This is a genomic window from Leeuwenhoekiella palythoae, assembly GCF_020310025.1.
Taxonomy (GTDB): Bacteria; Bacteroidota; Bacteroidia; order Flavobacteriales; family Flavobacteriaceae; genus Leeuwenhoekiella; species Leeuwenhoekiella palythoae.
The window spans coordinates 1,932,545-1,958,022 of sequence record NZ_CP084318.1 but is presented as its reverse complement, the minus strand read 5'-3'; the positions used below and the strand labels follow the sequence as shown (position 1 = coordinate 1,958,022).

29 protein-coding genes are annotated in these 25,478 nt (G+C 40.5%); 11 read left to right on the top strand and 18 right to left on the bottom strand.

All coding sequences use genetic code 11. The annotated features are described in order from the left end of the window. Positions 1–6: 6 nt before the first annotated feature. The 3 genes from uppP to LDL79_RS08330 all read left to right on the top strand — a co-directional run bounded on the left by uppP (position 7) and on the right by LDL79_RS08330 (position 2,341). The gene (gene uppP, locus LDL79_RS08340) at positions 7–804 is read left to right on the top strand and encodes an undecaprenyl-diphosphatase UppP (protein WP_225599888.1); all 798 of its coding nucleotides are present in this window, start codon (positions 7–9) and stop codon (positions 802–804) included. Between the two features lie 27 nt (positions 805–831). Beyond that, the gene (gene truB / locus LDL79_RS08335; protein ID WP_225599887.1) at positions 832–1,545 is read left to right on the top strand and encodes a tRNA pseudouridine(55) synthase TruB; all 714 of its coding nucleotides are present in this window, start codon (positions 832–834) and stop codon (positions 1,543–1,545) included. A gap of 61 nt (positions 1,546–1,606) precedes the next feature. Then, positions 1,607–2,341, top strand: a complete 735-nt coding sequence (locus tag LDL79_RS08330; RefSeq protein ID WP_225599886.1) for a hypothetical protein — start codon at positions 1,607–1,609, stop codon at positions 2,339–2,341. Here LDL79_RS08330 and LDL79_RS08325 read toward each other — a convergent pair. Beyond that, positions 2,319–2,957, bottom strand: coding sequence for a thioredoxin family protein (locus LDL79_RS08325; RefSeq protein WP_225599885.1), 639 nt, complete (start codon positions 2,955–2,957; stop codon positions 2,319–2,321). The genes LDL79_RS08330 and LDL79_RS08325 overlap by 23 nt on opposite strands. A 143-nt stretch (positions 2,958–3,100) precedes the next feature. On the opposite strand from LDL79_RS08325, the gene LDL79_RS08320 reads away from it, so the two are divergent. Beyond that, entirely contained in the window at positions 3,101–3,676 is a 576-nt protein-coding gene (locus LDL79_RS08320; RefSeq protein WP_225599884.1) for a DNA-3-methyladenine glycosylase I, read from the top strand. 83 nt (positions 3,677–3,759) lie between these two features. Here LDL79_RS08320 and aat read toward each other — a convergent pair whose 3' ends face one another. The 3 genes from aat to LDL79_RS08305 form a co-directional block, all read right to left on the bottom strand. After that, a complete protein-coding gene (gene aat / locus LDL79_RS08315) occupies positions 3,760–4,398 on the bottom strand; it encodes a leucyl/phenylalanyl-tRNA--protein transferase (RefSeq protein WP_394372627.1) in 639 nt (212 codons plus the stop codon). Positions 4,399–4,677: 279 nt separating this feature from the next. After that, the gene (locus LDL79_RS08310; protein ID WP_072981263.1) at positions 4,678–5,055 is read right to left on the bottom strand and encodes a DUF3127 domain-containing protein; all 378 of its coding nucleotides are present in this window, start codon (positions 5,053–5,055) and stop codon (positions 4,678–4,680) included. A gap of 36 nt (positions 5,056–5,091) precedes the next feature. Beyond that, positions 5,092–5,973 (bottom strand): flavin reductase family protein, encoded by an 882-nt coding sequence (locus LDL79_RS08305; RefSeq protein WP_225599948.1) that lies wholly within the window; start codon positions 5,971–5,973, stop codon positions 5,092–5,094. A gap of 164 nt (positions 5,974–6,137) precedes the next feature. Here LDL79_RS08305 and LDL79_RS08300 point away from each other — a divergent pair, with 164 nt between their 5' ends. From LDL79_RS08300 to LDL79_RS08290, 3 genes are read left to right on the top strand one after another with little or no spacing between them, the layout of a single operon-like run. Beyond that, entirely contained in the window at positions 6,138–7,292 is a 1,155-nt protein-coding gene (locus LDL79_RS08300; RefSeq protein ID WP_167598583.1) for a sensor histidine kinase, read from the top strand. Then, positions 7,289–7,876 (top strand): NUDIX domain-containing protein, encoded by a 588-nt coding sequence (locus LDL79_RS08295; protein ID WP_225599882.1) that lies wholly within the window; start codon positions 7,289–7,291, stop codon positions 7,874–7,876. The genes LDL79_RS08300 and LDL79_RS08295 overlap by 4 nt, the downstream gene beginning before the upstream one ends. Before the next feature lie 32 nt (positions 7,877–7,908). Next, positions 7,909–8,265, top strand: a complete 357-nt coding sequence (locus LDL79_RS08290) for a hypothetical protein (protein WP_072981256.1) — start codon at positions 7,909–7,911, stop codon at positions 8,263–8,265. On the opposite strand, the gene LDL79_RS08285 is transcribed toward LDL79_RS08290, so the two are convergent. After that, positions 8,262–8,651 carry an HIT family protein gene (locus tag LDL79_RS08285; RefSeq protein ID WP_225599881.1) on the bottom strand — a complete coding sequence of 130 codons (390 nt, stop codon included), beginning with the start codon at positions 8,649–8,651 and terminating at the stop codon, positions 8,262–8,264. The two genes, LDL79_RS08290 and LDL79_RS08285, sit on opposite strands and share 4 nt — an antisense overlap. An 8-nt stretch (positions 8,652–8,659) precedes the next feature. Continuing rightward, a complete protein-coding gene (greA, locus tag LDL79_RS08280; RefSeq protein WP_072981253.1) occupies positions 8,660–9,136 on the bottom strand; it encodes a transcription elongation factor GreA in 477 nt (158 codons plus the stop codon). A 170-nt stretch (positions 9,137–9,306) separates the two neighbouring features. Here greA and LDL79_RS08275 point away from each other — a divergent pair, with 170 nt between their 5' ends. Then, positions 9,307–9,756, top strand: coding sequence for a Rieske (2Fe-2S) protein (locus LDL79_RS08275; RefSeq protein WP_225599880.1), 450 nt, complete (start codon positions 9,307–9,309; stop codon positions 9,754–9,756). 47 nt (positions 9,757–9,803) lie between these two features. On the opposite strand, the gene LDL79_RS08270 is transcribed toward LDL79_RS08275, so the two are convergent. Next, on the bottom strand, positions 9,804–12,020 hold the full coding sequence (locus LDL79_RS08270) for a TonB-dependent receptor (RefSeq protein ID WP_225599879.1): 2,217 nt from the start codon (positions 12,018–12,020) through the stop codon (positions 9,804–9,806). Positions 12,021–12,303: 283 nt separating this feature from the next. Here LDL79_RS08270 and LDL79_RS08265 point away from each other — a divergent pair, with 283 nt between their 5' ends. Further along, positions 12,304–14,721: an ATP-binding protein gene (locus LDL79_RS08265; RefSeq protein WP_225599878.1), complete on the top strand. Its 2,418-nt coding sequence runs from the start codon at positions 12,304–12,306 to the stop codon at positions 14,719–14,721. Here the strand turns inward: LDL79_RS08265 and LDL79_RS08260 are convergent. The 9 genes from LDL79_RS08260 to LDL79_RS08220 form a co-directional block, all read right to left on the bottom strand. Further along, positions 14,716–16,086 (bottom strand): sigma-54-dependent transcriptional regulator, encoded by a 1,371-nt coding sequence (locus LDL79_RS08260; RefSeq protein WP_225599877.1) that lies wholly within the window; start codon positions 16,084–16,086, stop codon positions 14,716–14,718. The genes LDL79_RS08265 and LDL79_RS08260 overlap by 6 nt on opposite strands. 175 nt (positions 16,087–16,261) lie before the next feature. Continuing rightward, a complete protein-coding gene (locus tag LDL79_RS08255; RefSeq protein ID WP_225599876.1) occupies positions 16,262–16,585 on the bottom strand; it encodes a hypothetical protein in 324 nt (107 codons plus the stop codon). A gap of 71 nt (positions 16,586–16,656) precedes the next feature. Then, positions 16,657–16,986, bottom strand: coding sequence for a hypothetical protein (locus tag LDL79_RS08250; RefSeq protein WP_225599875.1), 330 nt, complete (start codon positions 16,984–16,986; stop codon positions 16,657–16,659). A 247-nt stretch (positions 16,987–17,233) separates the two neighbouring features. Next, positions 17,234–17,635 (bottom strand): alternative ribosome rescue aminoacyl-tRNA hydrolase ArfB, encoded by a 402-nt coding sequence (gene arfB, locus LDL79_RS08245; RefSeq protein WP_225599874.1) that lies wholly within the window; start codon positions 17,633–17,635, stop codon positions 17,234–17,236. Then, on the bottom strand, positions 17,635–19,179 hold the full coding sequence (locus LDL79_RS08240) for a DUF4301 family protein (RefSeq protein ID WP_225599873.1): 1,545 nt from the start codon (positions 19,177–19,179) through the stop codon (positions 17,635–17,637). The genes arfB and LDL79_RS08240 overlap by 1 nt, the downstream gene beginning before the upstream one ends. After that, positions 19,176–19,736 carry an AAA family ATPase gene (locus LDL79_RS08235; RefSeq protein WP_072981238.1) on the bottom strand — a complete coding sequence of 187 codons (561 nt, stop codon included), beginning with the start codon at positions 19,734–19,736 and terminating at the stop codon, positions 19,176–19,178. Before LDL79_RS08235 ends, LDL79_RS08240 begins: the two co-directional genes overlap by 4 nt. Continuing rightward, positions 19,697–20,329 (bottom strand): nicotinamide riboside transporter PnuC, encoded by a 633-nt coding sequence (gene pnuC, locus LDL79_RS08230; RefSeq protein WP_225599872.1) that lies wholly within the window; start codon positions 20,327–20,329, stop codon positions 19,697–19,699. The genes LDL79_RS08235 and pnuC overlap by 40 nt, the downstream gene beginning before the upstream one ends. Before the next feature lies 1 nt (position 20,330). After that, a complete protein-coding gene (locus tag LDL79_RS08225) occupies positions 20,331–21,056 on the bottom strand; it encodes a phosphoglycerol geranylgeranyltransferase (RefSeq protein ID WP_225599871.1) in 726 nt (241 codons plus the stop codon). Beyond that, positions 21,053–21,685 carry a 4'-phosphopantetheinyl transferase family protein gene (locus LDL79_RS08220; protein ID WP_072981232.1) on the bottom strand — a complete coding sequence of 211 codons (633 nt, stop codon included), beginning with the start codon at positions 21,683–21,685 and terminating at the stop codon, positions 21,053–21,055. The genes LDL79_RS08225 and LDL79_RS08220 overlap by 4 nt, the downstream gene beginning before the upstream one ends. A gap of 57 nt (positions 21,686–21,742) precedes the next feature. On the opposite strand from LDL79_RS08220, the gene ahcY reads away from it, so the two are divergent. Continuing rightward, positions 21,743–23,059, top strand: a complete 1,317-nt coding sequence (ahcY, locus tag LDL79_RS08215; RefSeq protein WP_009778569.1) for an adenosylhomocysteinase — start codon at positions 21,743–21,745, stop codon at positions 23,057–23,059. Positions 23,060–23,119: 60 nt separating this feature from the next. Here the strand turns inward: ahcY and LDL79_RS08210 are convergent, their stop codons facing one another. Beyond that, positions 23,120–24,001 carry a hypothetical protein gene (locus LDL79_RS08210; RefSeq protein ID WP_225599870.1) on the bottom strand — a complete coding sequence of 294 codons (882 nt, stop codon included), beginning with the start codon at positions 23,999–24,001 and terminating at the stop codon, positions 23,120–23,122. A gap of 41 nt (positions 24,002–24,042) precedes the next feature. On the opposite strand from LDL79_RS08210, the gene LDL79_RS08205 reads away from it, so the two are divergent. Next, entirely contained in the window at positions 24,043–24,381 is a 339-nt protein-coding gene (locus LDL79_RS08205) for a TM2 domain-containing protein (protein ID WP_072981230.1), read from the top strand. A gap of 73 nt (positions 24,382–24,454) precedes the next feature. Here the strand turns inward: LDL79_RS08205 and LDL79_RS08200 are convergent, their stop codons facing one another. After that, positions 24,455–25,477 carry a phytase gene (locus LDL79_RS08200; RefSeq protein ID WP_225599869.1) on the bottom strand — a complete coding sequence of 341 codons (1,023 nt, stop codon included), beginning with the start codon at positions 25,475–25,477 and terminating at the stop codon, positions 24,455–24,457. Position 25,478: the final 1 nt, after the last annotated feature.

The window sequence follows — 25,478 nt, the reverse complement described above, 5'->3', positions numbered from 1 at the left end:
AATTAAATGGATATAATTGACGCGATAATCCTTGGGATCATTCAAGGTCTTACCGAATTTTTACCGGTTTCCTCAAGCGGTCATCTTGAACTAGGAAAAGCCATTTTGGGCGACAGTACCCTACCCGAAGAAAGTTTACTCTTTACTGTGGTTTTGCATTTTGCAACTGCTTTGAGTACGCTGGTAGTTTTTAGAAAGGATATTCTAGATATTCTCAAAGGCTTGTTTCAGTTTAAATGGAATGAAGAAACGCAGTTTGCTGTAAAAATCATCATCTCGATGATTCCCGCTGTGATCATCGGGTTGTTTTTTGAAGAACAATTAGAAAGCCTTTTTGGCGGAAACATTCTGCTTGTAGGAATGATGCTTATCATTACCGCGCTTTTATTATGGCTGGCAGATAAGGCTAAAGACACCCAAAAACCGGTTAGCTACAGAAATGCTTTTACCATAGGAATTGCACAGGCTATCGCCATGCTTCCGGGGATTTCCAGAAGTGGTGCTACGATCTCGACTTCGGTTTTATTAGGGAATGACAAAAGCAAAGCCGCGCGTTTTTCCTTTTTAATGGTGGTTCCGTTGATCTTCGGGAAGATCGCAAAAGACCTGCTTAGTGGAGAGATCACTACCGAATCTGGTAATTTTACTGCGCTGTCTATAGGTTTTGTTGCTGCCTTCGTTAGCGGACTTATCGCTTGTACCTGGATGATCAAATTGGTTAAAAAGAGTAAGCTCTCATGGTTTGCCATATATTGCCTTATCGTTGGGATTATCGCGGTTGGTTTTGGGTACTATAACCTTTAGAAAACCGAAGAATTACAAAAACATTTTATGCAGTTTACCGAAGAATATTTTAAAGAAGGTCAGGTTTTACTTTTTGACAAGCCGCTCAATTGGACCTCATTTCAACTGGTAAACAAAGTGCGCTGGTTGATCCGCAAAACCTTTAAGATCAAAAAGATCAAAGTAGGCCACGCAGGTACTTTAGACCCTTTGGCCACTGGTTTGCTTATCATCTGCACCGGTAAATTCACCAAGCGTATTGAAGAATTTATGGGGCAAGAGAAAGAATATACGGGCACTATCGTACTAGGTGCTACGACGCCTTCTTATGACCTGGAAACAGAGATTGATCAAACTTTTTCTACAGAACATTTGAACGACACGTTTGTCAAAGCCACTACTGCACAATTCACCGGTGCTATTCAGCAGCAACCGCCGGTTTTTTCTGCATTGAAGAAAGACGGAAAACGCTTATATGAGTTTGCACGCGCCGGTGAGGAAGTGGATATTCCCAGCAGAACCGTTGAAATTTCAGAATTTGAAATCACCCGAATCGAACTTCCTGAGGTTGATTTTAGGGTGCGTTGCAGTAAGGGAACGTACATCAGATCATTAGCACACGATTTTGGAAAAGCACTAAACAGCGGCGGACATCTTTCCGCTTTGCGAAGAACAAAAATTGGTGATTTTGATGTGCAAGATGCTACCTCTTTAGAAAGCTTTGAGGCCGCTTTAAAACAAGCTGAAACTTCAAACAATTAGTTAACAGCTCTTCCGTTTTGTTTAACAGCCACGCATACTACGTTTTTGTAATTTTGCATTGATGAAACTGTCTCCTCAAGATAAAGCGATGTTGATCACCTTTAGCGGTGCCAGTATTCTTGCGGTAGTTTTTCTATTTTTTACCATCAAGCCTTATGACACGTCACAGGTAGAAGAATTTATTCCCATCCCGATTATTGCAGAAGAGTTGCCAGAAGAAGAACTTCTGGAACAAACCGAAGAAGAACAGCCGCAATCCCAAGAAATTACTAATCAAGCGCAAAGCAGTAGTCGCTTGGTACGCGAAGCCAATAGATTTTTTAGTCAACAAAACGAAGTAGAAAATGCCTTAAAAAGCGACACGAAAACTGCAGACCCTTCTGAAGATACAGACGGTGATGACGAGACATTTCCTGATTATCGGGAACGCATCGCATTGTTGCGCCAAAAACGTGCTGCGCAGCAGTCTGCCGGCACATCAGACGACGCTAAAGAAGTTTCTAAAGTAAATACCTCAAGCTATCGACGCAGTACGGTTACTTATCAACTTAAGGAGCGCAATGCGATTCAAATTCCTAATCCCGTGTATACGTGTGATGCTACCGGGCGCGTGGTGATCAATATTCAGGTGAACGGCGTAGGCGGTGTGACTAAAGTTACGTTTAATAAGAGCGCCTCGACCACCGCAAACGGTTGTCTTGTAGATCAAGCTTTAGAATACGCACAACAGGCTATTTTTAACAAAAGCACGCGCGATTCGCAATTAGGCTCGATCAGTTTTGAGTTTCAAGGTTAAATTCTTTTAAGATCGCAAGCAGTTCTTCAACCACAGCTTGTCCTTTATTATCATTATACCATTTCTGAAGCGTGTTAATAAACTCCGGTGTTATCGTTTTATTTTCCGCTTTAAAATCTGTCACAAGTTGCTGTGCAGCCTTAGAACGCGAACCCCAACTTGTCACCACAGCATTATTCTCAGGATTCTGCACGATCAATTTTGGTATGGCTTTTCCGCCATTGGTCAAGAAGGCATCCATCAATTGCGGGTGATCATCACGCAAGACCAACTTGAAATTTATGGCCGGCTGTAGTTCAGCCATTTTATGCATTACGGCCACTGCCGCAGGAGCATCGCCACACCAACTTTCAGTAAGCACTAACCAATTTACCGGTCTTGTATAGTTTTTCAATTCGTTTTCCTGGGCCGGAGTAAACTGTAAAGTTTTATCCCAGCGCTTCATCCGACGGTCATTAAGTACGGTATAATTTGATAAAGCTTCGGTTTGGGTATGCCCGGTGCTTGTGAAAGATTGGGTGTGTTTGGCTACCAAAATTCGGTAATCTGCGTAGGTCAAGGCATTTTTTCGAGCTTCCGTTACCAGCTCTTGTCGTTCTAAGGTTGTAATCGTCATAAAGCAAAAGTCGGTGTTTTTTGAATCAACTTACAAAGCGCAGTACCTAAGAACAACTCAAAATGTCTACCTTTAATTTTCAATTGGCTCCGCCAAAGGGATTAATACTCGGAGGCTTGCCTTGAAGTAATTTACGTTGAATTATGACAAAACACAGATGTGGCTGGTGTGTGGGCGATCCACTTTATGAAGCGTACCACGATCAAGAATGGGGCGTCCCCGTCTATGACGATCAAACCATCTTTGAATTTTTGATCTTAGAAACTTTTCAGGCAGGGTTAAGCTGGATCACTATTTTGCGCAAGCGCGAAAACTTTCGCGAAGCGCTTGATGCTTTTGACTATAAAAAGATCGCAGCGTATTCTGATGACAAACTTGAAGAACTTCTTCAAAACCCCGGAATCATCAGAAATAGATTAAAAGTAAAAGCTACGGTGAGCAATGCTCAAGCTTTTATAAAAATTCAGGAAGAATTTGGTAGTTTTTCTAAATACATCTGGAGTTTTGTAAATCACAAGCCTGTTCAAAATTCGGTGAAAAATTATAAGGAAGCGCCGGCAACTACCGCAATTAGTGATGCCTTGTCAAAAGACCTAAAAAAGCGTGGTTTTAAATTTACCGGTTCAACTGTGGTTTATGCGCATATGCAAGCTACCGGTATGGTTAACGATCACGAAGTGAATTGCTTTAGATATGCCGAAGTAAGCAAACTCCAATAAATGCTGTAAGTCGTTTACTTTGTCATAACCAGTTAGTTTAAAACTAGGCTCAAAGCCTTTCTGTCTTATCCGACGAATAAAAATTAGTGTAGATAAGACAGAAACGCTTCTCTGGCAATTTCTCTTGCTCCTAAACTTTCCAGATGAGTTGTATATACTTGGCAGTCGATAAGTTTATAGTCTTGCCGTGCGAGCTTTTGCGCTAAAGAGATTAGCGCAACTTTGCTGGCATTACTTGCTTTTGCAAACATACTTTCACCACAAAAAACCTGTTTTTCTTTGAGATTTACGCCATACAACCCTCCTACGAGAACCTCATCCTGCCATACCTCTACAGACTCTGCATAACCCAATTTATGTAGGTTTAAATAGGCTTCGACCATTTCGTTTGTGATCCACGTACCGTCTTGATCGTCTCGTTTGATGCGCTTACAGTTTAAAATTACGTCTAGAAAATGCGTATTGTAAGTCACCTTAAACTTGGCGTCGCGCAACACTTTTCTCATTGACTTTGAGATGTGAACTTCCTCAGGTTTCAACACCATTCTGGGATCTGGCGACCACCATAAAACCGGCTGACCATCATTATACCAAGGAAAAATTCCTTGACTATACGCATCGATCAAGCGCGCCGGACTCAAATCTGCACCCACGGCAAGGAGACCATCTTCATCAGCAAGATGATGATCAGGAAACGGCTGAGACGAATTGATAAAAATGATACGTTATGATTTTAATAAAAACAAGTATAAAATTTTGAGTAATTCCGATTTTTTACCGAAATTTATGAGAACCTATTTAAAATTTTGTTCATCATTGCTTTTTTAGTTTATAAATAGGTTCACCTAAAACCAATTAAAAGCTCTTAATTTCAAGAGCTTTTTTTATGCTCTGAACTGTCTTAAGGCTAACAGCGCATAAAAATTTGATTATCAAAAAAACTCAAAACCCCCGAAACTTACTAAAAGTATCGGGGGTTTTACATGTGTTTAACGTGCTTTTTAGAAAGGCAGATCGTCGTGATCGTCATCATCAAAATCTGAAGCAGGCTCAAACTGGTCTGCCGGTGGTACCGGAGGTATTCCAGCAGAAGGCGCAGCGCTTTCAAGACTTTCAATTCGCCATCCTTGGATGCTATTAAAATATTTAGTTTCACCTTGTGGATTCACCCACTCGCGACCTCTTAAGTTGATGCTTATTTTTACGTTTTGCCCTACATTAAAGTTGTTTAGCAAGTCGGTTTTATCTTGCACAAACTCAACCATTATAGGCTGTGGATATTGCTCTTCGGTAGTTACAACAACTTCGCGCTTTCTAAAACCATTGTTGCCAAAGGTTTGTACGTCTCCAATCAATTTAATTTTTCCCTGTACTTCCATTTCTGTTGTTTTGTTTATATGATAAGCCTTTTAAAATTAGGCTAAAATTAATTTCCAGGCATCGCCCGTTCTATCTTGATTTACTAATTCTTTAATTGCTTGATGCAATTGCTCTTGATTTCCAGAGCTCACCACTTCTTTTAATTCCTCATTATCTGCTAAAAATGCCTTTACAGCTTCGGCATCCGGCAAAGCTTCGATATTGCCCAATCTTCCCAGATCGTTTCCGCTAAGCACGGTGCTTAATCTAATAGCTGCCGGCAAGGCATCTACGCCTACACCAAGATTGCGCAGCGGCTTTGGCACTTCAAACATACCTTCTATCGCCCGTGTGTACCAGTTGCCTCCCATACGCGCCACAAGATCAATTTTGTGCTCGTCAATGGTTTCTGCTTCGGTCAACACAGCCTTTTGAATATGAATTCTAAGCACCTCGCAAACGACTAAGTTTCCCGCACCACCTTCAGTTCCTAAAGCCACAACTTCATTAACCTTGCACTCCAATTGCACAGGCGCTTCTTTCACACGAAAAGGCTTTACCGCTTCTGAAGGCTCTTTGCCAAAACCTGCTTTTATAAATTCGTCTACACCGATTTCATATTCAGTGCTGGCCAGCGACATCTGGTGTACCATAGCATAATTCACCACATTGATCACCACTTCTTTGGTTGCAATAATATTATCTAGCGTATGTTTTGTGGTGTTATCTCTTCCTCTACGCACCGGAGAAAACACCACAATTGGTGGATTAGAGCTAAACACATTAAAAAAACTATACGGCGCCAGATTAGGTTTACCCTCGGCATCTAAAGTACTTGCAAAAGCAATAGGGCGCGGCCCCACAGCAGCAGATAAAAGACCATAAACTCTGGCATTTTCTGAAGTTTTAGGGTCTATAGAAAGTGTTTCGGTGCTCATTTGGCAAAGGTAGGCATACGATAGTATTCTTAAAACCGTTTTGAAAACAATAATTGTATTCAAAATACTTTATATTTATTTCAAATGTCAAGTTGTATCTGCTTTAGAACAGCGCAGCTAAACAAAGGCTTTTTGTTAACACGAGCTTCAAAGAAACGAACCCTATGAATTTTAATAAAGATCAGCGTTTTATCCGCTGGTTTATCATTTTTGCAGCGGTAGTTATAACCGCGCTTATTCTTTGGAATGTCTCCTTATTTTTTGACCAACTCAAGCAGGCAGAACGGGACCGTATGGAAATCTGGGCCACTTCTATGGAAGCGTTTAATACTGAAGACATCAACCAGTATTACGCCCTAAGCCAGAAGATAAACTCTAAAAATCAATACATCCCCATAATCATTACAGATTATAAGGACAGTATTGTAAACAGCATCAATATCCCCGAAAATATTCTTGAAAACCCCATTAGATCTCAAGAATTACTGCTAGAAATGGCCGCCGAAAATGATCCTATACGCATTGATATTTTGGGTGGCGAACTCTGGTATGCGTATTATGGACACTCCCCGGTGATCAATCAATTGAAGTTTTTCCCGGTGGTGCTGGTGATTATTGTGATTCTTTTTATCGCGGTAATTTATTTCTTTTACGCCACCTCAAAAGCTTCAGAACAAAACTCGCTTTGGGCAGGAATGGCTAAAGAAACTGCGCATCAAATAGGCACGCCGCTTTCTTCGCTTGTAGGATGGACCGAAATTTTAAAAGCCGAACAAGTAAACCCCGATTATATTGAGGAGATCAATAAAGATATAAATCGCCTAGAAACCATCACCGGAAGGTTTTCTCAAATAGGCAGTATCCCGAAGCTTGATCCTAAAAACATCATCACCGAAACCCAAGAAGCCTTTGAATATTTGGCCAATCGCAGTTCTAAGCTTATTGATTTTGAAATCGATGTTCCGCAGGGGCAACTTTTTGTAATGCTCAACAAAGAACTCTATGCGTGGAGTATTGAAAACCTGGTAAAAAATGCCATTGATGCCATGAAGGGTAAAGGAAAGCTCACACTAACCGTTAAACGCGACACCCGCTTTGCAAAAATCTTGATAAAAGACACCGGTAAAGGAATCCCAAAAATGAACTTCAATACCATTTTTGAACCCGGTTATACTACAAAAAAACGAGGTTGGGGTCTTGGCCTCTCGTTAACCAAACGAATTATTGAAGAATATCACGACGGGCAAGTACGCGTGTTGCATAGCGAACTCAACAAAGGGACCACCTTTCAAATAGCGCTTAAACTTATAGACGAATGAATGATAAGGTAAGAAATATGAAAGTCAGTATACTTTCTGACAATTGGTATACGCTAAACAAAGTAGACTTTGAATACCTCAACAACCAGAACACTTGGGAACACCAATCGCGCGAAGCTTATGACCGCGGAAACGGTGCGGTAGTGCTGTTGTATAATCCAGATCAAAAAACCGTGATTCTCACGCGGCAGTTTAGAATGCCTACCTATCTCAACAAAAACAGCGATGGGATGATGATCGAAGCCTGCGCCGGATTGTTAGACGAAAATGACCCAAAAACGGCAATCATTAAAGAGATCGAGGAAGAAACCGGCTACCGAATCAAAACAGTAGAAAAAGTCTTTGAATCGTATATGTCTCCGGGATCTGTAACGGAAATTTTGCATTTCTTTATCGCAGCATATTCTGAAAGTCAAAAAGTGTCAGAAGGCGGTGGTGCCGCTGATGAAACCGAAAATATTGAGGTTCTTGAATATAGCTTTCAGGATGCCTTAGCATTGATAAAAACAGGAGAAATTAAAGATGCCAAAACTATAATGCTCTTGCAATACGCACAAATTAATCTGGCAGATCTTATGAAATAGGTTATTTTTGCGCCACCAACCAACCTCTGCATATGGCTTCTTCTTTCGTAAAATTTGGCGAGTCTAAACTGCGCAATAACTGCCCAAAATGTTATGCGCAAGATGGGTTAAGCTTTACGTTTTATAACAAGATCGAAGATAACAAGTTGCTTACCAAAGCCACTAAGGAAGTCAAAGGCGAACTGCATTGCAGTCACTGCTCGTCACAAATTTATCCGGGATTGTGGACAGACGAAATTGACCGCGTATACCTTTACAACTTAAAAAGGATAGGCAATCCTGAGACGTATACGCGTTTTAAACCTCTAGCAATTATCATTCTGATTGCAATTGTAGTGGTTGCTGCGGCTGCCGCTTTTGCTATTTACAGATTGAAAATGGCCGCTTAAAAAGCTGCTTGAATCTGCTGCGCAAGCGCCTCAAATTCTTCTTGAGTAAGTTTTGTTTTACTAAGAAAGCGCGCGTCTTCCATTGTTGTAAGCGGGATCAAATGCACGTGAACGTGTGGTACTTCTAGACCTATTACAGAAACACCAATGCGCTCACAAGGCACTACTTTTTCTAAAGCTTTAGCAACTTTTCGGCTAAATGACATAAGTGCCATATATTCTGCTTCGGGCAAATCAAAAATCTTGTTGACCTCCTTTTTAGGAATACACAGCGTGTGCCCTTTTGCGTTAGGGTTAATGTCTAATATTGCAATATGCTGCTCATCTTCCGCAACAATATGCCCGGGAATTTCGCGATTGATGATCTTTGTGAAAATAGAAGCCATAGGAAGTCTTAATCTCTGGTTATTTCTAAAATATCAAATTTCATCGTTCCGTTTGGAACGCTGATTTCGGCTACTTCACCTACTTTCTTACCAAGCAAGCCTTTACCTATAGGAGAATCTACAGATATCTTTCCGCTTTTTAGATCGGCTTCACTTTGCGCAACCAGTTTATAGGTCATCTGCATTCCGTTAGTTTGATTTTTAATTTTAACGGTAGAGTGTACTAAAGCTTTAGAAGTATCTAGCTGAGACTCATCAATAATACGGGCATTAGCTACAAGCTCTTCCATCTTAGAAATACGCATTTCTAGCATTCCCTGAGCTTCTTTAGCAGCATCATACTCAGCATTCTCACTCAAATCTCCTTTATCGCGCGCTTCGGCAATTGCCTGAGAAGCCTTTGGGCGTTCAATATCTTTAAGCTGATTCAGCTCGTCTTTCAATTTTTTTAATCCTTCTGCTGTATAGTATGATACTTTACTCATAACTTCGTTTATTAATGCACAATGACTGTGTGTATTTTTCGTTTAAAAATTTAATGTTTACAGAGCTGAAGTTTCGAGCTCGCTTATAAACACAAAAAATCCCATTAGAAACGGGATTAAGTGTTGCTAATATACGAATTTATTAATTGTTACTTCTAAATTTTTCTAAATTGATAAACCCTAATTTTTTCTTTCGCACCAAGTTGCTGCTCTGTTTTTTGGCTTTCGGCGTGGTTTTACAAAGCTGTAGTTCTGATGATAACCGCATCAATAATCCCAATGTAAATCCTATTTCTTTTAGCGTAAATCTTAATACCAACCTTCCGGAATATAGTCAGTTGCAATTCCCCGGAAATTCGATTTACGTATCTGGTGTAGGCATCCGCGGAATATTTGTCATCAATACCGGTGCAGGAATTCGCGCTTGGGAGGCAACAGACCCCAACCATGTTCCTAATAGCTGCTCGACGATGACTTTAAATGGCACCGAAGCAACATGCCCTTGTGAAGAAAATACCTATACTCTTTTTACCGGGCAAGATACCGCTCAAGAATTACCGTACACCCTTATTGAATATCGGGTTGCAGAGAACGGCAACCTCATCAACGTGTCTTACTAACAAAAAAAGCCGGCAATTGCCGGCTTTTCAGCTTCTGGTACGAACCCCTAAAATCGTACCGTGGCTCCTATTAAAAAATTGATTTTTGCCTGCGGATAATATCCTGCTCCTTCAATGGTAGTCACCGTTCCCGGATTAGAGAAGTCGTCATCGTAGGTAAAGAAATACCCGTTAGAAACATATTCTTCACTAAAGATATTATTGACCAACGCTGTTAGCGTAACGCGTTTTGCAAAGCCTATATTCTTCAAGTCATACTGCACGTTAAAATCATTGATGAAGTACGCATCAAGCTTAGAACTTTCCGCATCAATGTTTCCTAAATATTGTTCGCCCACATATTTAGAAAGTAGTGACAAGCGCAAATTTTGCACCGGAAAGAAATCAAGTCGGTTTCCGGCTATGATTTCGGGTGAAAATGAAATATTGGTATTTCCTAAATTCTGTAATTCGCCATCTCGTTGAAAGAAAAAGTCTCTGTTTTTATTGGTACTCAAAGCGATATTCGGCGTGATCGCAAATTGACGGCCCAGTTGAAATCCTGCTTCTACTTCTAATCCTAAACGATAGCTTGAACCGCTGTTTTGACGAATGGGCGCTCCAACATCATCAATCGCACCGGTAAGCACCAGCTGATCGCGATAATCCATAAAATACAGATTGGCAAAAACACGCGCACGTTCTTTAGTAAAACGATAGCCCAACTCAAAATCATTTAAAGTTTCCGGAACCGGATTTCCATTTTCAAAATCGGTACGACTAGGTTCTCTATTGGCTCTGGCGTAAGAGGCATAGATTTTATTCTTCTCATTCAGCGTAAGCGTTAGTCCCGCTTTCGGATTAAAAAACGAATAGTTTTCATCGATAATAAATTCGTCGATATCGCTATTGATCCCATCAGTCTCGTAACTAATAAAACGTCCTTGAAGATCTCCAAAAACACTCCACATATCGTTAATACGCCAGGTCGCTTTAGCAAATGTGGTAAACTCATTCTTGTCTGCCGTGCCAAAATAATAGCGATAACCCGCCTCTTCATCCTGAGCAAAATAACGTGCCCAAGTGATCTCACCATAATGATCACCACTGTAAATACTACCAAAAACTCCGGCATCAAAATCAACTGAATTTGACTTATAATTGGTCGTCAAGTTTGCCACATAATAACGGTTGTCTAACCAGCGACGGCGAATAAGGTCAGTATCAGTTTGTAATTCACCATCTACCTCATACGGCTCCCAGCCGATAAAATCAAAAGTAGCATCGCTAGAAAAATTGACATTGGCATAATACCACGAGTCTACATACTCTTCAAAAAAGCCACGTCCCATGGTGTAGTTTAAACTCAGCTGTGTTGACCAGCCTCCGTCATATTTTTGATTCCAATGCAGTTGTACGTGATCTTGCTTGTAATTATCAACCTGATCCTCGTAAAAACCTTGAAAATTGCCGTCGTCATCGTATTGAAAACCTATAGGATTATAGGTTCTGTCCGTCGCTAAAGTCTGCGCATCGATACCGTTCCATGACTGGTAAGTAACCTCGTGACCGCCAAAAACAACAGCTTTAAGTAAGGTTTTCTCATTGCGATATTCGCCCTGAAGGTAATAGGATTTTAAGTCTGAACTGGCGCGATCTACATACCCATCAGACTTTATAGCAGAAAGTCTTCCGGAAAAACTAAAATGATCATTTATTAGTCCGGTACCAAATTTCACATTGGCTCGACGTGTATCAAAAGATCCTCCTGAAGCATTTACTTCCGCATAAGCTTCCGGCGTAGCCGCATCGGTTAAAATATTCAAACTGGCTCCAAAAGCTCCGGCACCATTGGTTGATGTTCCCACTCCACGTTGCAATTGTACACTCTCGATAGAACTACTAAAATCCTGCAAGTTCACAAAGAACGTTCCCAAACTTTCAGCATCGTTATACGGGATTCCGTTTATGGTTACATTAATACCGCGATTTCCGGTACCACGCACTCTAAAACCGGTATAGCCCACACCGGCACCGGCGTCTGAAGTAGTTACCACACTAGGTAAATAATTGAGTAAAATAGGCAGGTCTTGTCCCAGATTACGCTCGTTGATCTCGGCTTTAGACAGGTTGCTGTACGTGATGGGCGAGTCGGCATCTACACGTACCGATTGTACCAGCACCTCATCTAGTTTTTCTACATCGGTAGAATCTTGTGGTGTTTGTTGTGCGAGTGCGCCAAAAGTCGTTAAAGTGGCAGCACAGGCGAATAAAAGAGTTTTCATTCGTAAAAAGTTTTACGAATAAAAGGGGCAATTATTCTGTGTTACTAAAAGTTAATATGCAATGTTGCTTAAAAACACGCAGGTCGTCACCCGCCTTTTTAAGCGATTCCCTTGGCAGCATTATCTGCCCAGGTTCATTGGGTATGATCTCAGCTCGCTTTCTGCATAAATACAGAAGTTTAAGCACCCCTTTGAGATTTAGGGCGCAAATGTAATACAATATTTATGCTTTTATAAAAAAATTAAGGGCTTTTGTAAAAGCGAATATTAATTTTAAAATTCTATGAAAAACACCAAGCGATCAATTACTCTCAAGGTCCTTACCGGCTATATCATGATTGGTCTGCTGGTTGTAGTTGCTATTTATTTTATCTACCCGCAGATAAAAACCTTTATTTATCCTCCTAAAAAAGAACAAGCAACAAATCAAAAACTCACCTTTACCAGCAATGCGCTCAGTTATCTTTACGAGGCAGAGACTATTGGCAGAACCGCTATGGCCACCGGCTCTCAGCGCCAATTTAAAGAGTATCAAGTGCTGGTAGATAGTATAAAAATTGAACTGGATTCGCTACAACGCATAACAGACACTAAAGAGCAAAATGAGCAGTTAGACAGCATAAAAATGTTGCTTTCTAACAAGACTAGTAACATTAGAGCAATGGTGCGCCTGCGGGACGAGCAATACTCCCGCAACTACTATGATGAAGCGCTTGACGAACTCGTTAAAGAGGATATCTATTTTGAAGATTATGCTAATGATCCGCGGTTGGATTCGGTTGACCCGTATATCAAAAGCGTGATCGTTGATTTTAATGAGTACATCCGAAAAGATACCCGGGATGAAGATCAAGGTCTGAAATCTATGGCTGAAACCGTGCGCAAGACGCTTTCAAATATTGAAGCCCGCAAGAAGGAACTTGAGATCGATATCATCAATCGTGAAAACACCTTGCTGGCTAATGACCGAAACATCAACCTAAAAATACGCAATCTCTTAAGCACGCTTGAGCGCGAAGGAAGTTTTAGCGCAAGACAGCGTGAGGCATTTTTAAACAGCAGAATTCAAGAGATCACAAAAACACTCAAGATCATTGGGATCATAAGTGTTGTGCTGGCTATTGGGTTTGTAATAATGATTTTTAAAGACGCTTCTCGCAGTCAGCAATACAGCAAAAATCTGGAGCAAAGTAACGCTACGGCACAGTCACTTTTAAAAAGTAGAGAGCAATTGATGGCGACCATAACGCACGATATGCGCTCACCGCTCAATACCGTACTTGGCTTTACAGACCTGCTGAAAAAAACCGCTGTAGATGCCAAACAAATGCGTTATCTGGATACCGTACAGAAGTCTGGCGATTATATTCTAAAACTGGTCAATGATCTGCTGGATTTTGCAAAGCTGGAAGCCGGAAAAATCAGCATTGAAAAAATCCCCTTTAACCCTAAAAAGTTAATCGAGGATGTCATCGTAGTGAGTCTCCCACAACCTTTAAAAGAAGGTGTTGAGATTCGTACCGAAATTCCTGACGAACTGGACGCAATTTTTTTAAGCGACCCTTTTAGGATCAAGCAAATTCTGGCTAACCTCATCACCAATGCTTATAAATTCACCGAAGAAGGAAGCATCACCATCGCACTTCATAAAGATGGAAAAAACCTGAGGTTTAAAGTGATCGATACCGGTTGCGGGATTCCTAAAGAGAAGCAAGAGGTGATCTTTAAAGAGTTTTCTCAGGCTGAAGAAACTACGCAGCGCAAGTATGGTGGTTTTGGTCTCGGACTATCGATTTCACAAAAATTAACCGAATTACTCAACGGAAAACTTCAGCTGAAAAGTATTCCAGGGAAAGGGAGTACGTTTACGTTGATCGTTCCCGTAGAGCAAACCGAACAACAAGAACCTGCCGATTTTGAAGAATATCTTTCTGAAGTTAAACTTGACGCACTGCGACGAATTTTGATCGTAGATGACGAACCCGTGCAGCAGCAACTTACCAAAGCTACACTGGCTCCCTTCAATTTAAAAATAGACACGGCTTCTAATGGAAAAGAAGCGCTTCAACAGATAGAAAAAAATGAATATGACCTCATTCTTTCTGACATTCAAATGCCAGTGATGAATGGTATTGAATTTATTAAAGCCTTAAAAGCAAATAGCCGATCGCAAGACATTCCGGTGATTGCTTTAAGCGGAAACGAGACCCTAAAACAAGCCGATTATAAACATTTTGGCTTCGCTGCAAATCTCAGAAAACCCTACAAACCTGCTGCGCTGATCGCAATCCTAAAAGGTTTAAGCACCACAGAAATAGAAGAAAAGCAAAATATTTCTTCAGCAGCAACAGCTGCAAGTACGTCGGGCAAGTTATATGATCTTAAGCAGCTTAAAGCTTTTACCGCAGATGATTATGCTTCTTTAAAAAACATTCTTATCGTTTTTGCCGAAAGTGCTGCAGAAAGTTTAAGTCAGTTGAAAGAGCATCGTGAAGATCCAGAACAACTTAATCAGGTTGCGCATAAAATGCTGCCAATGATGCGGCAACTGGAAGCTGATGATGTCGTACAGCCTCTGGTAATTTTAGAAAAACCAGATTTGGAAAACAAATCGGCGATCGCTATTCAAGATCTAGTGCAACAAGCCATTGAGCAAACTGAATTACTTTTAAAGCAATTAAAAGAAGATCAAGATCTATAGTTTAATGTCGTATTGCTTGAGTTTATTGTAAAGAGTTTTTCGGTCTATATCAAGCAGTCGAGCGGCTTTGCTTTTATTGCCGCCGGTTTTTTCTAAAGCATCTAAAATACGTTCCTGCTCATTTTTGGCATTAAACAGCGCATAATCGTCCTTCTTATCTTCGACCTTAGCCATGCGGATTTCGCGAGGCAACAATTCTTTAGGAATAAGTGACGCAGGAGCCAAAAGCACCATACGTTTTACAATATTCTTCAGCTCTCTTAAATTACCCGGCCACGCGTACTGAATCAGGGCTTCTACAGCATCGGAACTAAAACCTTCTACATCTTTCTCCAGTTCTTTATTGGCCTGATCTAAAAACAGGTTTATGAAAAGCATCAAATCTTCCTGACGTTCACTTAACCGCGGAACTTCAATGGAAAATTCGTTGAGACGATGATAAAGATCTTCCCTGAATTCCCCTTCTTTTACTGCTTCTTCAAGGTCCTCATTAGTCGCAGCAACCACACGAATATCAACCGCTATTTCTTTATTGCTTCCTACGGGTTTGATTTTTCGCTCTTGCAAGGCGCGCAGTAATTGCACTTGCAATTCATACGAAAGATTGCCTATTTCATCTAAAAAAAGCGTTCCGCCGTTTGCGGCCTCAAAATGCCCTACTTTGTCGTTAACGGCTCCTGTAAACGAACCTTTCACGTGTCCAAAAAATTCACTTCCGGCGATCTCTTTAGGAATTGCGCCACAATCCACCGCAATAAACGGTTCGCCATTACGCTTGCTTTTATCGTGAATGCTTTTGGCTACATACTCTTTTCCTGTTCCGCTATCTCCGGTAATAAGAATAGACATATTTGTGGGTGCAACCAAATCTATATATTGATTGAGTTTTGCCGAAGCATCACTCACGCCCTTTATAAATCCGGAGGTAGGCTGCAGGGGTTCATCTGGCGTTGTTGTTGAAGAAACTTCCGGTTTGCTTTTAGGAGTTTCAGGCTTTGATACTGTTTCTGTTTGCAAAGCCTTATCCACGATTTTTAGGAGTTCGTCTGGGCGTACCGGTTTTGAGATGTAATCAAAAGCTCCTTCTTTCATCGCTTCGACCGCCTTGTTTACTTCAGCATAACCTGTCATTAGAATTACAGGGATGTTACCGTGATCTTCCTTAATGTGCTTAAGAATACTTAGACCATCATCATCAGGTAAACGCACATCTGTAATCACGAGATCAACAGTATCTTTCGCAAGAATTTTATAGGCTTCAGCAGCTGCAAAAGCGCTGGAGAGTTCGTATCCTTTTTTTGATAAAAAGGTCTCTAGCATTTTGCAAAATGCTACGTCGTCTTCAATGAGTAAGATTTTTGACAAATCGAAAAGTTTTGATTAAAAGTACAAATACCCTGTACTGCGCTACAGTTAAAAATCATAAAAAAAGTTAACACTTTTTGATCAAAACGCATAAAAAAGCCCCGACTCGCGTCGGGGCTTAATTTTGAATTTTTAACCACTCTACAATTAAAAATTCAAATTAGGGAAACCTAACCTACTCTTTTGGCTCAATCCATTCACCTGCTGCATTAATGTATGCAGTTTCTGGTTCTGCCTCTTCAGCTTCTAAGGTTAACTTAAAAGTCTTATTTTCGGCATCAACCCAAGCTTCTGTTACTTTGGCCCCTTCTTTATCTTCTGCTACCGCATCAGTTACGGTCACCGGTAGATCTGCTACTTCAATTTTAGTGTATCCATCTACTGGCGCTTGTAATTCTGTTGTAGTTACTGCAACATCTTGTGTTTCTTGTGCAGTTACATTTTCTGCTGCAAACAACATAGTTGCTGCGGCTGCTACGGTCATCACTAAATTTTTCATAATTCAAATATTTTAATGCACGTGTTGAGCGTTCTTATCAATTTTGGTTTTCGAGATTATCTAATCTTTTCTTACTTCTGGATTTTAACCCATTTACCTTCCTCGTTAATGTATGCTGTTTCTGGCTCAGCACCTTCAGCTTCTAACACTAACTTGTAAACCATTAGTTCTTCATTATAATAGGCTTCGGCTACAGTTGCTCCTGCTTTATCTGTTGCGACAGCATTGGTTACCGTTTCTGGTAAAGCTGAAGCTTCAATTTTCTCAAATCCGTCTTGTACGGGTGCTTCAACTTCAGTTTGCATCATTGCTACATCTTCAGTAGTTTCTTGCGCTTTAATATTCTGAGTAGCAAAAAGCATTGTTGCAGCTGCTGCTACGGTCATCACTAAATTTTTCATAATCAATATGTTTTGTTGTTTTTAATCTGTTTTTAAAAAGCCTTTATCATCAAAAGCTCGATTAGATAAGTAGCAAAATCATACCATCATCAAAAAAGCCCTGACCAAACGAACTAAAACCTTGTAACTGTGCATTTTGATCAAAACTGAGACCTTACCCATTTTTGTAGAAAAAAGATATTTCCACAAAAAAAGTGTGGACATAATCCACACTTTTTAAAAAATCACTTAAAATATTTTGAATCCCTCAGAAAGAAGGCGGCTTGCGATTGGCTTTTTTCTCAGCATTTCGCTTTTTAGAATCCAGCCTGCGTTTTTTGGATGCCAGAGTTGGTTTTGTTTTCTTGCGACGCTTCGGTTTTAGGAGTCCGTTTTCTAAAAGCCTGACAAGATTTTTAAAAACCTCATCTTTATTTTTATGTTGACTGCGACTCTGATCATAAGACAAAACCAATTGATCATCACTCGTAAGTTTAGACTTTAACCGCTTAAATAAACGCTCTTTTTCTTCTTCAGAAAAAACATTGGAGTCCTTAAGACTCCAATGCAACATAACTTTTGTAGATGTTTTATTTACGTGTTGACCTCCGGGGCCGCTACTACGCACAGCTTTAAAATCACATTCTTGTAAGAGCGCTTCTTTATTCATTACGCTTGTGCCTGATGCGAAGGTTTAAGTAAATCATTTACTGTTTTAACCGGATTGAAAGTTTCCAGCGGCACTTCAACAAACAGCGTGTTCCAGCGTGCCATAGCACCATTCCATAAGCCTGGAAGCTCTAATGCTTTGATCTCGTTACCACCGTCGGTTTTGTAGGCAATAAAAGCAAGATCAGGATTTACATAATCAAGTAAGTTGTATTTTTCACCTTTATAATTACGCACTCCGGCAACAATATCCACCGGATTAAAATGCGTAGAGTTCTTAAAGATCTCCTCCTGCTTTGCGTCTTTGTCATTTACTTGAGCGCTTTCAATAATTTGTAAAGCCACTTTACCGCTTTCATCTTCAACCCAAAACGGACCACCACCAGGCTCGCCTTCGTTTTTAACCATTCCGCATACGCGAATAGGACGATCTAAAAGTTCTTTTAAATAGCTTTTCTTTTCTTCGGTAGAATAAGATGTGTAAGCCTCATCAATACGCGTACTGAAATCTTCTTTTAAGAACGTTACCAGCTCTTCCAGCTCACCTTCAGCAATAGAATCTTTGTCTAAAAGTTCGGCGTATTTAAATACACTTTCTTGTTTTTTCAGTAGTAACCCTGCTAAAAAACGCTTCGTTCTAGATAATACTTGAATATTATCCTGCACTAATACATTGTCAATATTTTTAATGAAAACCACATCTGCATCTACATCATTCAGATTTTCGATAAGTGCACCGTGGCCACCTGGTCTGAAAAGTAAAGAACCGTCGCCTTTTCGGTATAATTTGTTATCCATAGTAACCGCCACAGTATCAGTTTCCGGTTTTTGAAAGGAATAATCTACATCAAAACTCACATTGGTCGTATTGCTTACCGAAGCGTGAATTTTATCGAATTCCTTTTTAAATGCGTCTTTATGCTCTGGTGAAACCGTGAAGTGCAAATCGGCTTGGCCATTTTTTGCTGCATAGGCCGCTGCTTCGTGTAAATGCTCTTCAAAAGCTGTCGCCATATACGACCCGTAATAATGAAAAGGAATCAGACCTTTAGGCAGGTTGCCGTAGTTCTCCCCATCTTCAGCCATCATCGTTTTGATAAACGCATATTTAGTAGCGTTCTCGTCTTTTTTGGTTTCCTCATCAAGACCATCGATAATGTGATTGTAAAACGGGAACTTTTTATAGCCCACAAAAAAGTTTTTCATATGCTTATCGCCCGTACGCTCCAGATACTCTTCAATGGTTTCTTTTGAAGCATCATAATCCTCTAAAAACTGATAGATCTTTTTAAACATACGGCTCGCAGCTCCCGAAGCCGGTGTAAACTTCAATAGATCAAGCTCTTTTTTATGGCTCTCATAAAAATCCAGATACTTGAGCTCTTCCTCTTCCGTGAGTTTAAAAATCCCATCTGCCACTGTCGCCGTAGCAACCAGTTTGACATTAGGAACCCCATTAGTAAATAGATCAATTTGTGATTTGACTTGTTCTGGAGTCAAACCGTGATCTTTGATTTCGTTGATTTCTTGGTCGGTAAAATTCAATTTAAAATAGAATTTAGGTGGTTAGTTATTCGTTTTATGCGTTCTTCAATTGAGCCTTTTACTAAAATATAGGGACGGTTATTTTTGATCAAAGCATTTTCAAAAAGAGCAAACATTTCTTCACGCTGCTCAGGACGATCTCGTAGATCATCTGCTTGCCAAGGGGTATCAATATAGGTCAAGACATACAGATCGTACTCGTTTTCTAAAGCAGCTGCCACTACTTGCTCGTCGCACCATCCGTCATAATAGGCCTCACTATATACCTTGGTTTCTAAAAGGTCTGTGTCACAAAATACTAATTTTTTCCGGGAATTTGCAGCTGCATTCTCCAGCTTCATCTGGCCAATTGCAATAGGCAAGATATCTTTAGGTTCGCAGATCTTTTGCTCTTGATCCCATTTTTGCTGAAGATATTCCCGGGCAAATTCTGGCACCCAAGCAGCTTCATATTGCTTAGCTAAAGCCTTAGACAAGGTCGTTTTCCCGGTACTTTCGGGACCAAAGAGTACAATTTTTATGCAGTTTCCGGAGTGTTGTTGAGGTATTTTTTCCACGCGATTAAGCCATAAATAGCAAGCACAGTAAAAATAAGATATTGAAAACTGGTAAATGTGAAACCTTTGTAAAAATACAGCGGTACTGAGATTATGTCTCCCACGATCCAGTAGATCCAGTTTTCGATTTTACGTTTTGCCATGAGCCACATTCCAACAAAAAATATAGCTGTGGTCAGGGTGTCTACATAAGCGGTCCAGCTCGTCCATTTTTCAAAATAGGTATAAACCGCAAAAACAAATAGAACGGTAGACACAAAGATGATCACAGACCAAAGATGTTCTTTCACCGTAGCTCTCGCAATGGGTGTCACGTGCGTTGCATCTACTTTGCGCGTCCAGACATACCAACCGTAAACACTCATGGAGAAATAGTACACGTTGATCATCATATCTCCCAGCAGTCCCCATTTGAGTAATAAGTACACAAAAATCGAGGTGCTTATCATCCCTGTTGGATAAACGAGAATATTATTCTGTTTAGAATACCACACAGAAAGCAATCCAAAAATCACGGCGATAATCTCAAGGATTATCGATGAAGTCTCATAACCTGCATATTGCCCGAAGAAAAAATCAAACACTGCATTCATACTAAAAATCACCTTGTTCAAAAGCCGTCCCTACCACAACGAGATCTGCTCCTGCAGCATAAACAGCTTCAAGTTTTGATTGACTTCGTATGCCACCGCCCACAATCAACGGAATAGAAATCGCGTCTTTTACGGCTTGAATAATTTCTACGGAAACAGGTTTTAACGCGCCGCTTCCGGCTTCGAGGTAAATAAGTTTTTTACCTGAATATTCTCCCGCCAACGCCGTGTCTACAATACGTTGCACCAACTCTTGCGGAATCGCCTGCGTTTGACTTACGCGTTCCACCGTAGTTTGCTTTCCACCATCGATTAAAATATATCCAGTAGGAATGATCTCTAAAGCTGAAGCACGCAATTTTCCCACAGATTTAATTTGCTGCCGAATCAAATACTCCGGATTTTCTCCAGATAAAAGACTTAAGAACAAAATTCCATCTGCCTCAGCGGTTATTTGACGGTAATCTCCGGGAAACAAAAGCACCGGTAAGGATGTTCTTTGTTTGATCAAATTAACCGCGACCTGTGTTTGTGCTTGCGTAGCGGTGCTTCCGCCTACAAGAATGTGCGTAGTGAATACGGGTAGTTTTGAAAGCTGTTGTTTCAAAAGCGTTTCAGAAAGCTCTTCGGGATCAAAAAGTATAGCAAAAAGCGGTTTTTCGGCTTCAATCGATTTCAAAAGCGCTGAATAAATACTGGTTCCGCTATGCGCTAATTTTTCGATCATAATGCCTGAGCATAAACACATGTAAAGCCTTCAAATTCCAGAAAATCAATAGCATATTTGCTGTGCTTTCCGTGGTAATTTATTACGGCATCAGTCTTATAATCCTCAAAATCAAAATCGGTAACGTTGATATGCTGAAGAAAACTCAAGCCTTTCACTCCGTAAATTTTATACAAAGCTTCTTTTGCGCCCCAAACGATTGTAAGTTTTCTAATCACTGCATCGTCGTTCGCCAAGGTTCGGTATTCTTTGAGTGGTGTAAAACGGGAAGCGATACGCAAGATCTTATCGCGCTGCATTTCGATATCAATACCAACCTCAACCGTTTCACTTACAATGATCGCGGTAAAATTGTAAGAATGCGTTATCGAAATGTATTTGCCGTCTTTAAGATGCGGCTTTCCATTTTCGGTGTAATACAGGTCTTGGTCGGTATAACCGGCCACGTGCAACAAGTGTCGTATACTTAAAAATCCGCGTTGGTGCAGTTGCGATTTCATACTCTCAAAACGCGCTTGACAATGCGGTGTAAGGTTCACATTTTCAGATAAGGCCTCAACAGATTCTTCCACCTTCCAGATGTAAACCTGAGTGCTAGGATTGGGCGTTATAGTTTTGAAAAGTGGCACGTTAACTAGTAGATATTACGTATTTTTGCAAAAAATAAGAATTGTAAATATAAGATTATGTCAACGAAAACCGTGCAGTACGTTCCTTATAAAGTCAGAGATATTTCTTTGGCAGCTTGGGGAAGAAAAGAAATAGAACTTGCCGAAGCTGAAATGCCTGGCCTTATGGCTTTGCGTGAAGAATATGGTGCAGAACAACCTTTAAAAGGCGCTCGTATTGCGGGCTGTTTGCATATGACCATACAAACCGCAGTTTTGATCGAAACGCTAGTGGCGCTTGGTGCTGATGTTACTTGGAGTTCTTGTAATATTTTCTCTACTCAAGATCACGCTGCCGCTGCAATTGCTGCTGCAGGAATCCCAGTTTATGCCTGGAAAGGAATGAACGAGGAAGAATTTAACTGGTGTATCGAGCAGACCTTATTTTTTGGGGAAGAGCGCGAGCCATTAAATATGATTCTTGATGACGGTGGAGATTTAACCAATATGGTTCTTGATGAATACCCAGAACTTGCTGCTGCAATTAAAGGTCTTTCTGAAGAAACCACTACCGGAGTTCACCGTTTATATGAGCGTATGAACAAAGGCACTTTGCCTATGCCGGCAATTAATGTAAATGACAGTGTAACCAAGTCTAAGTTTGACAATAAATTTGGTTGCCGCGAGAGTGCAGTAGACGCGATACGTCGTGCTACCGATGTTATGCTTGCCGGAAAACGCGTTGTGGTTTGCGGTTATGGTGATGTTGGTAAAGGTACCGCAGCTTCTTTTAGAGGCGCTGGCTCTATCGTAACTGTTACCGAAATTGATCCTATTTGTGCGCTACAAGCGGCGATGGACGGTTTTGAAGTAAAACGTTTAGAAACGGTTCTTGACAAAGCTGATATTGTAATTACTACCACCGGAAATAAAGATATCGTACGTGCTGAGCATTTTAAAGCGATGAAAGACAAAACCATCGTGTGTAACATTGGCCACTTTGACAATGAGATCCAAGTTGCTTGGTTGAATGAAAACTATGGCGATACTAAAGACGAGATCAAACCTCAAGTTGATAAATACACCATCGACGGAAAAGATATTATTCTTCTAGCGGAAGGACGTTTGGTAAACTTAGGTTGCGCAACCGGTCACCCAAGTTTTGTGATGAGTAATTCCTTTACTAACCAAACTTTGGCACAGATCGAACTTTGGAAAAACAGTGACAACTACGAGAACAAAGTATATATGCTACCAAAGCATCTTGATGAGAAAGTTGCTGCTTTACACTTAGAAAAAATAGGTGTTGAGTTGACGCAACTTAACGAAGAGCAAGCTGAATACATTGGTGTAACGGTTGAAGGCCCTTACAAGCCGGAGTATTACAGATACTAATTCAAGACAGAAATAAGAGATTAGATTTTAGATATAATAACCCTCGCAGTATTGCGGGGGTTATTTTTTTACAAGCGTCATTTGCGCGTGTTCTCCTTCTTTTAAGTTGGTGATGGTACGCACAAAATTGCGACTGTCCTCTACTTCTAATCGCACAGTATTAGGAGACGAAGTTCCTTCACTTACTGCTTCTACTCTAATTTTGGTTTCTGCATTCTTAAGATCAAATTCCAAGTGTTTAATCTCATGCAGCACGGTATAGTTTTCTAATACCGGTTTATCGTCTACAAACAAATTGATCACATCACCATCTTCCTTTCCGGCATCGTAGATCGCTAGTTTTATTTTTTGATCACGAGTGAAGACATTCAGGTTTTCATTTTTTGCGATGATGTTGCGTGTAAGCGTGTCAAGCACCTTAGCCACCTTGATATTTTTCTTAATAGAATCTGAAAATTTACGGGAGCGCTGCACCACTTTGTCTATTTTCTCCACACGCTTTTTAACCTCCTGACCAGAGTTTACAATGATCATTCCATCGAGGCAAGAAGTACCGTCTGCATATAGCCCTTTAAAATCCCCACTAAAGGCTTTCACGCGATCTAAATCGCGCACCTTTCCTTCAAAATTTACAAAGCAAAAATCCTTTTGTACGACAGGCGATTTGGTATATACGATGTCATACTCTTCAAAGCTTAGCAAGTTTTCATCTTCATTATAATAGCCTTTAATATTGGATTTGGTTTCGTGCTTCCCGGCGAAATCGGTAAGGGAATAACCTTGAATAGAATCGTTGACACGGTCAAACAAAACCTTATAACTGATGAACGAAGTGTCATTCAATTTGATGACGCCAAAGAACTCATATTCTTGCGCTTTTAAGCTGCTGCCAAAAGTTAAACATATCAAAAACAAGAATAATCGAAAGGAAGGGTTTCTCAAAATAGCGTACTTTTTAGGTAGTTTAATTAACCTTAGATCTTATGAATTTCAAAATTATCTTTTCACTGGCACTTCTGCTAATGATTTCAACAACAACTTTTGCCGGCTTTCCTGTAGAGCGTGTAGCAAAAGCAACTACTGAAGTTAACGCTGCTGATGAAGCTTCAAGCGAACTTATTTCTCCTGCTGCGGTAGCGGCAGACCGTCAAACTGTAGCGATCTTGCTTTGGTTATTTTTAGGAGCCTTTGCAGCACACAGATGGTATTTAGGTAGTCCGATTTTATGGAACATTGTCTTTATCTTAACCGCAGGATTCTTTATCGTAGGTTGGGTTATTGATGGTATCGAGATCATTACCGGAACTTACCCAGGATTGTAATCCGTATTATTTAAAAACACAAAAACCCGCCGCAGAGGCGGGTTTTTTTATTCATTATGACTTGGAGTATCTTTTATTTCAGCTTACCCAAATCGTAATAATAAAAGGTTCCGTCGTCATTCATTGCGACAAACAAACCATTTTTAAACGTGTCATTTAAAGGTACAGTCACCACCTCACAACCATCGGTCTCTGTTGTGGTCAGATTTACAGCTTTAATCAGCTCATTGGTTTTACGATCATAAATATTGAACTGACCGTATTGCTGATCTGACACAATGATCATTCCGCTGCCATCCTCGTATGCTGCGATCGCGATCCCTTCAATATCTTCTAAGAAATCTTCTTGTCCAAAAGCGGCAAGTTGCTCATTTCCTTTAGCAGGTTCTGCATAATATTTCTTTACGCTATCTCCTTCATCAGAATAATACACAAACCCCATCGCATCGTCAACAGCAATGGCCTCGATCTCTTTTTTACCACTGAAGTTTCCAAACTTGCGCACCAAATCAAAACCTACCAAACTATCAGCTTGGGTTGTGATTTTGTACTGATACAAGTAATTCTCGGTTGGTCCTGTTTTACGGCCGACAATCGCATAGAATGCTCCATCAGCAGCCGATTTATACAAACTCACACCCATAGGATACTGAAACGCTTCATTAGCGTCATCAGCAAACACCGGAAAACCACCACCATCTAAAGGCTTCATATCAGGCACTGAATAAATACGCAACATTTTACGCTCTCTTTCGGTAAACGCGATGATATCGGTTTGTGTTGAATCGGTTACCGGAAAACCGTAACGCAGATCCACATTGTTAGGGCGTTGAATATTAGGAATTGATTTCTCAGGAATAATCTTTCCTTCAAGATCAAAGGCAAAAATTCCGCCATCTGTATCCTTATCGGTACCAAAAACGATACTCTGCGATGCATCTTCCGGATTGATCCATATCGCAGGATCATCGGTATCGTACTTTACATGTTCAGTAATAATATCCGGTTTAATTTCCGGCAATTGCGACTTTTTGCTTCCGCAAGAAAATAAAACCACTGCCGCGCCTATACCGGCGATATACTTTAAATTTCTCATT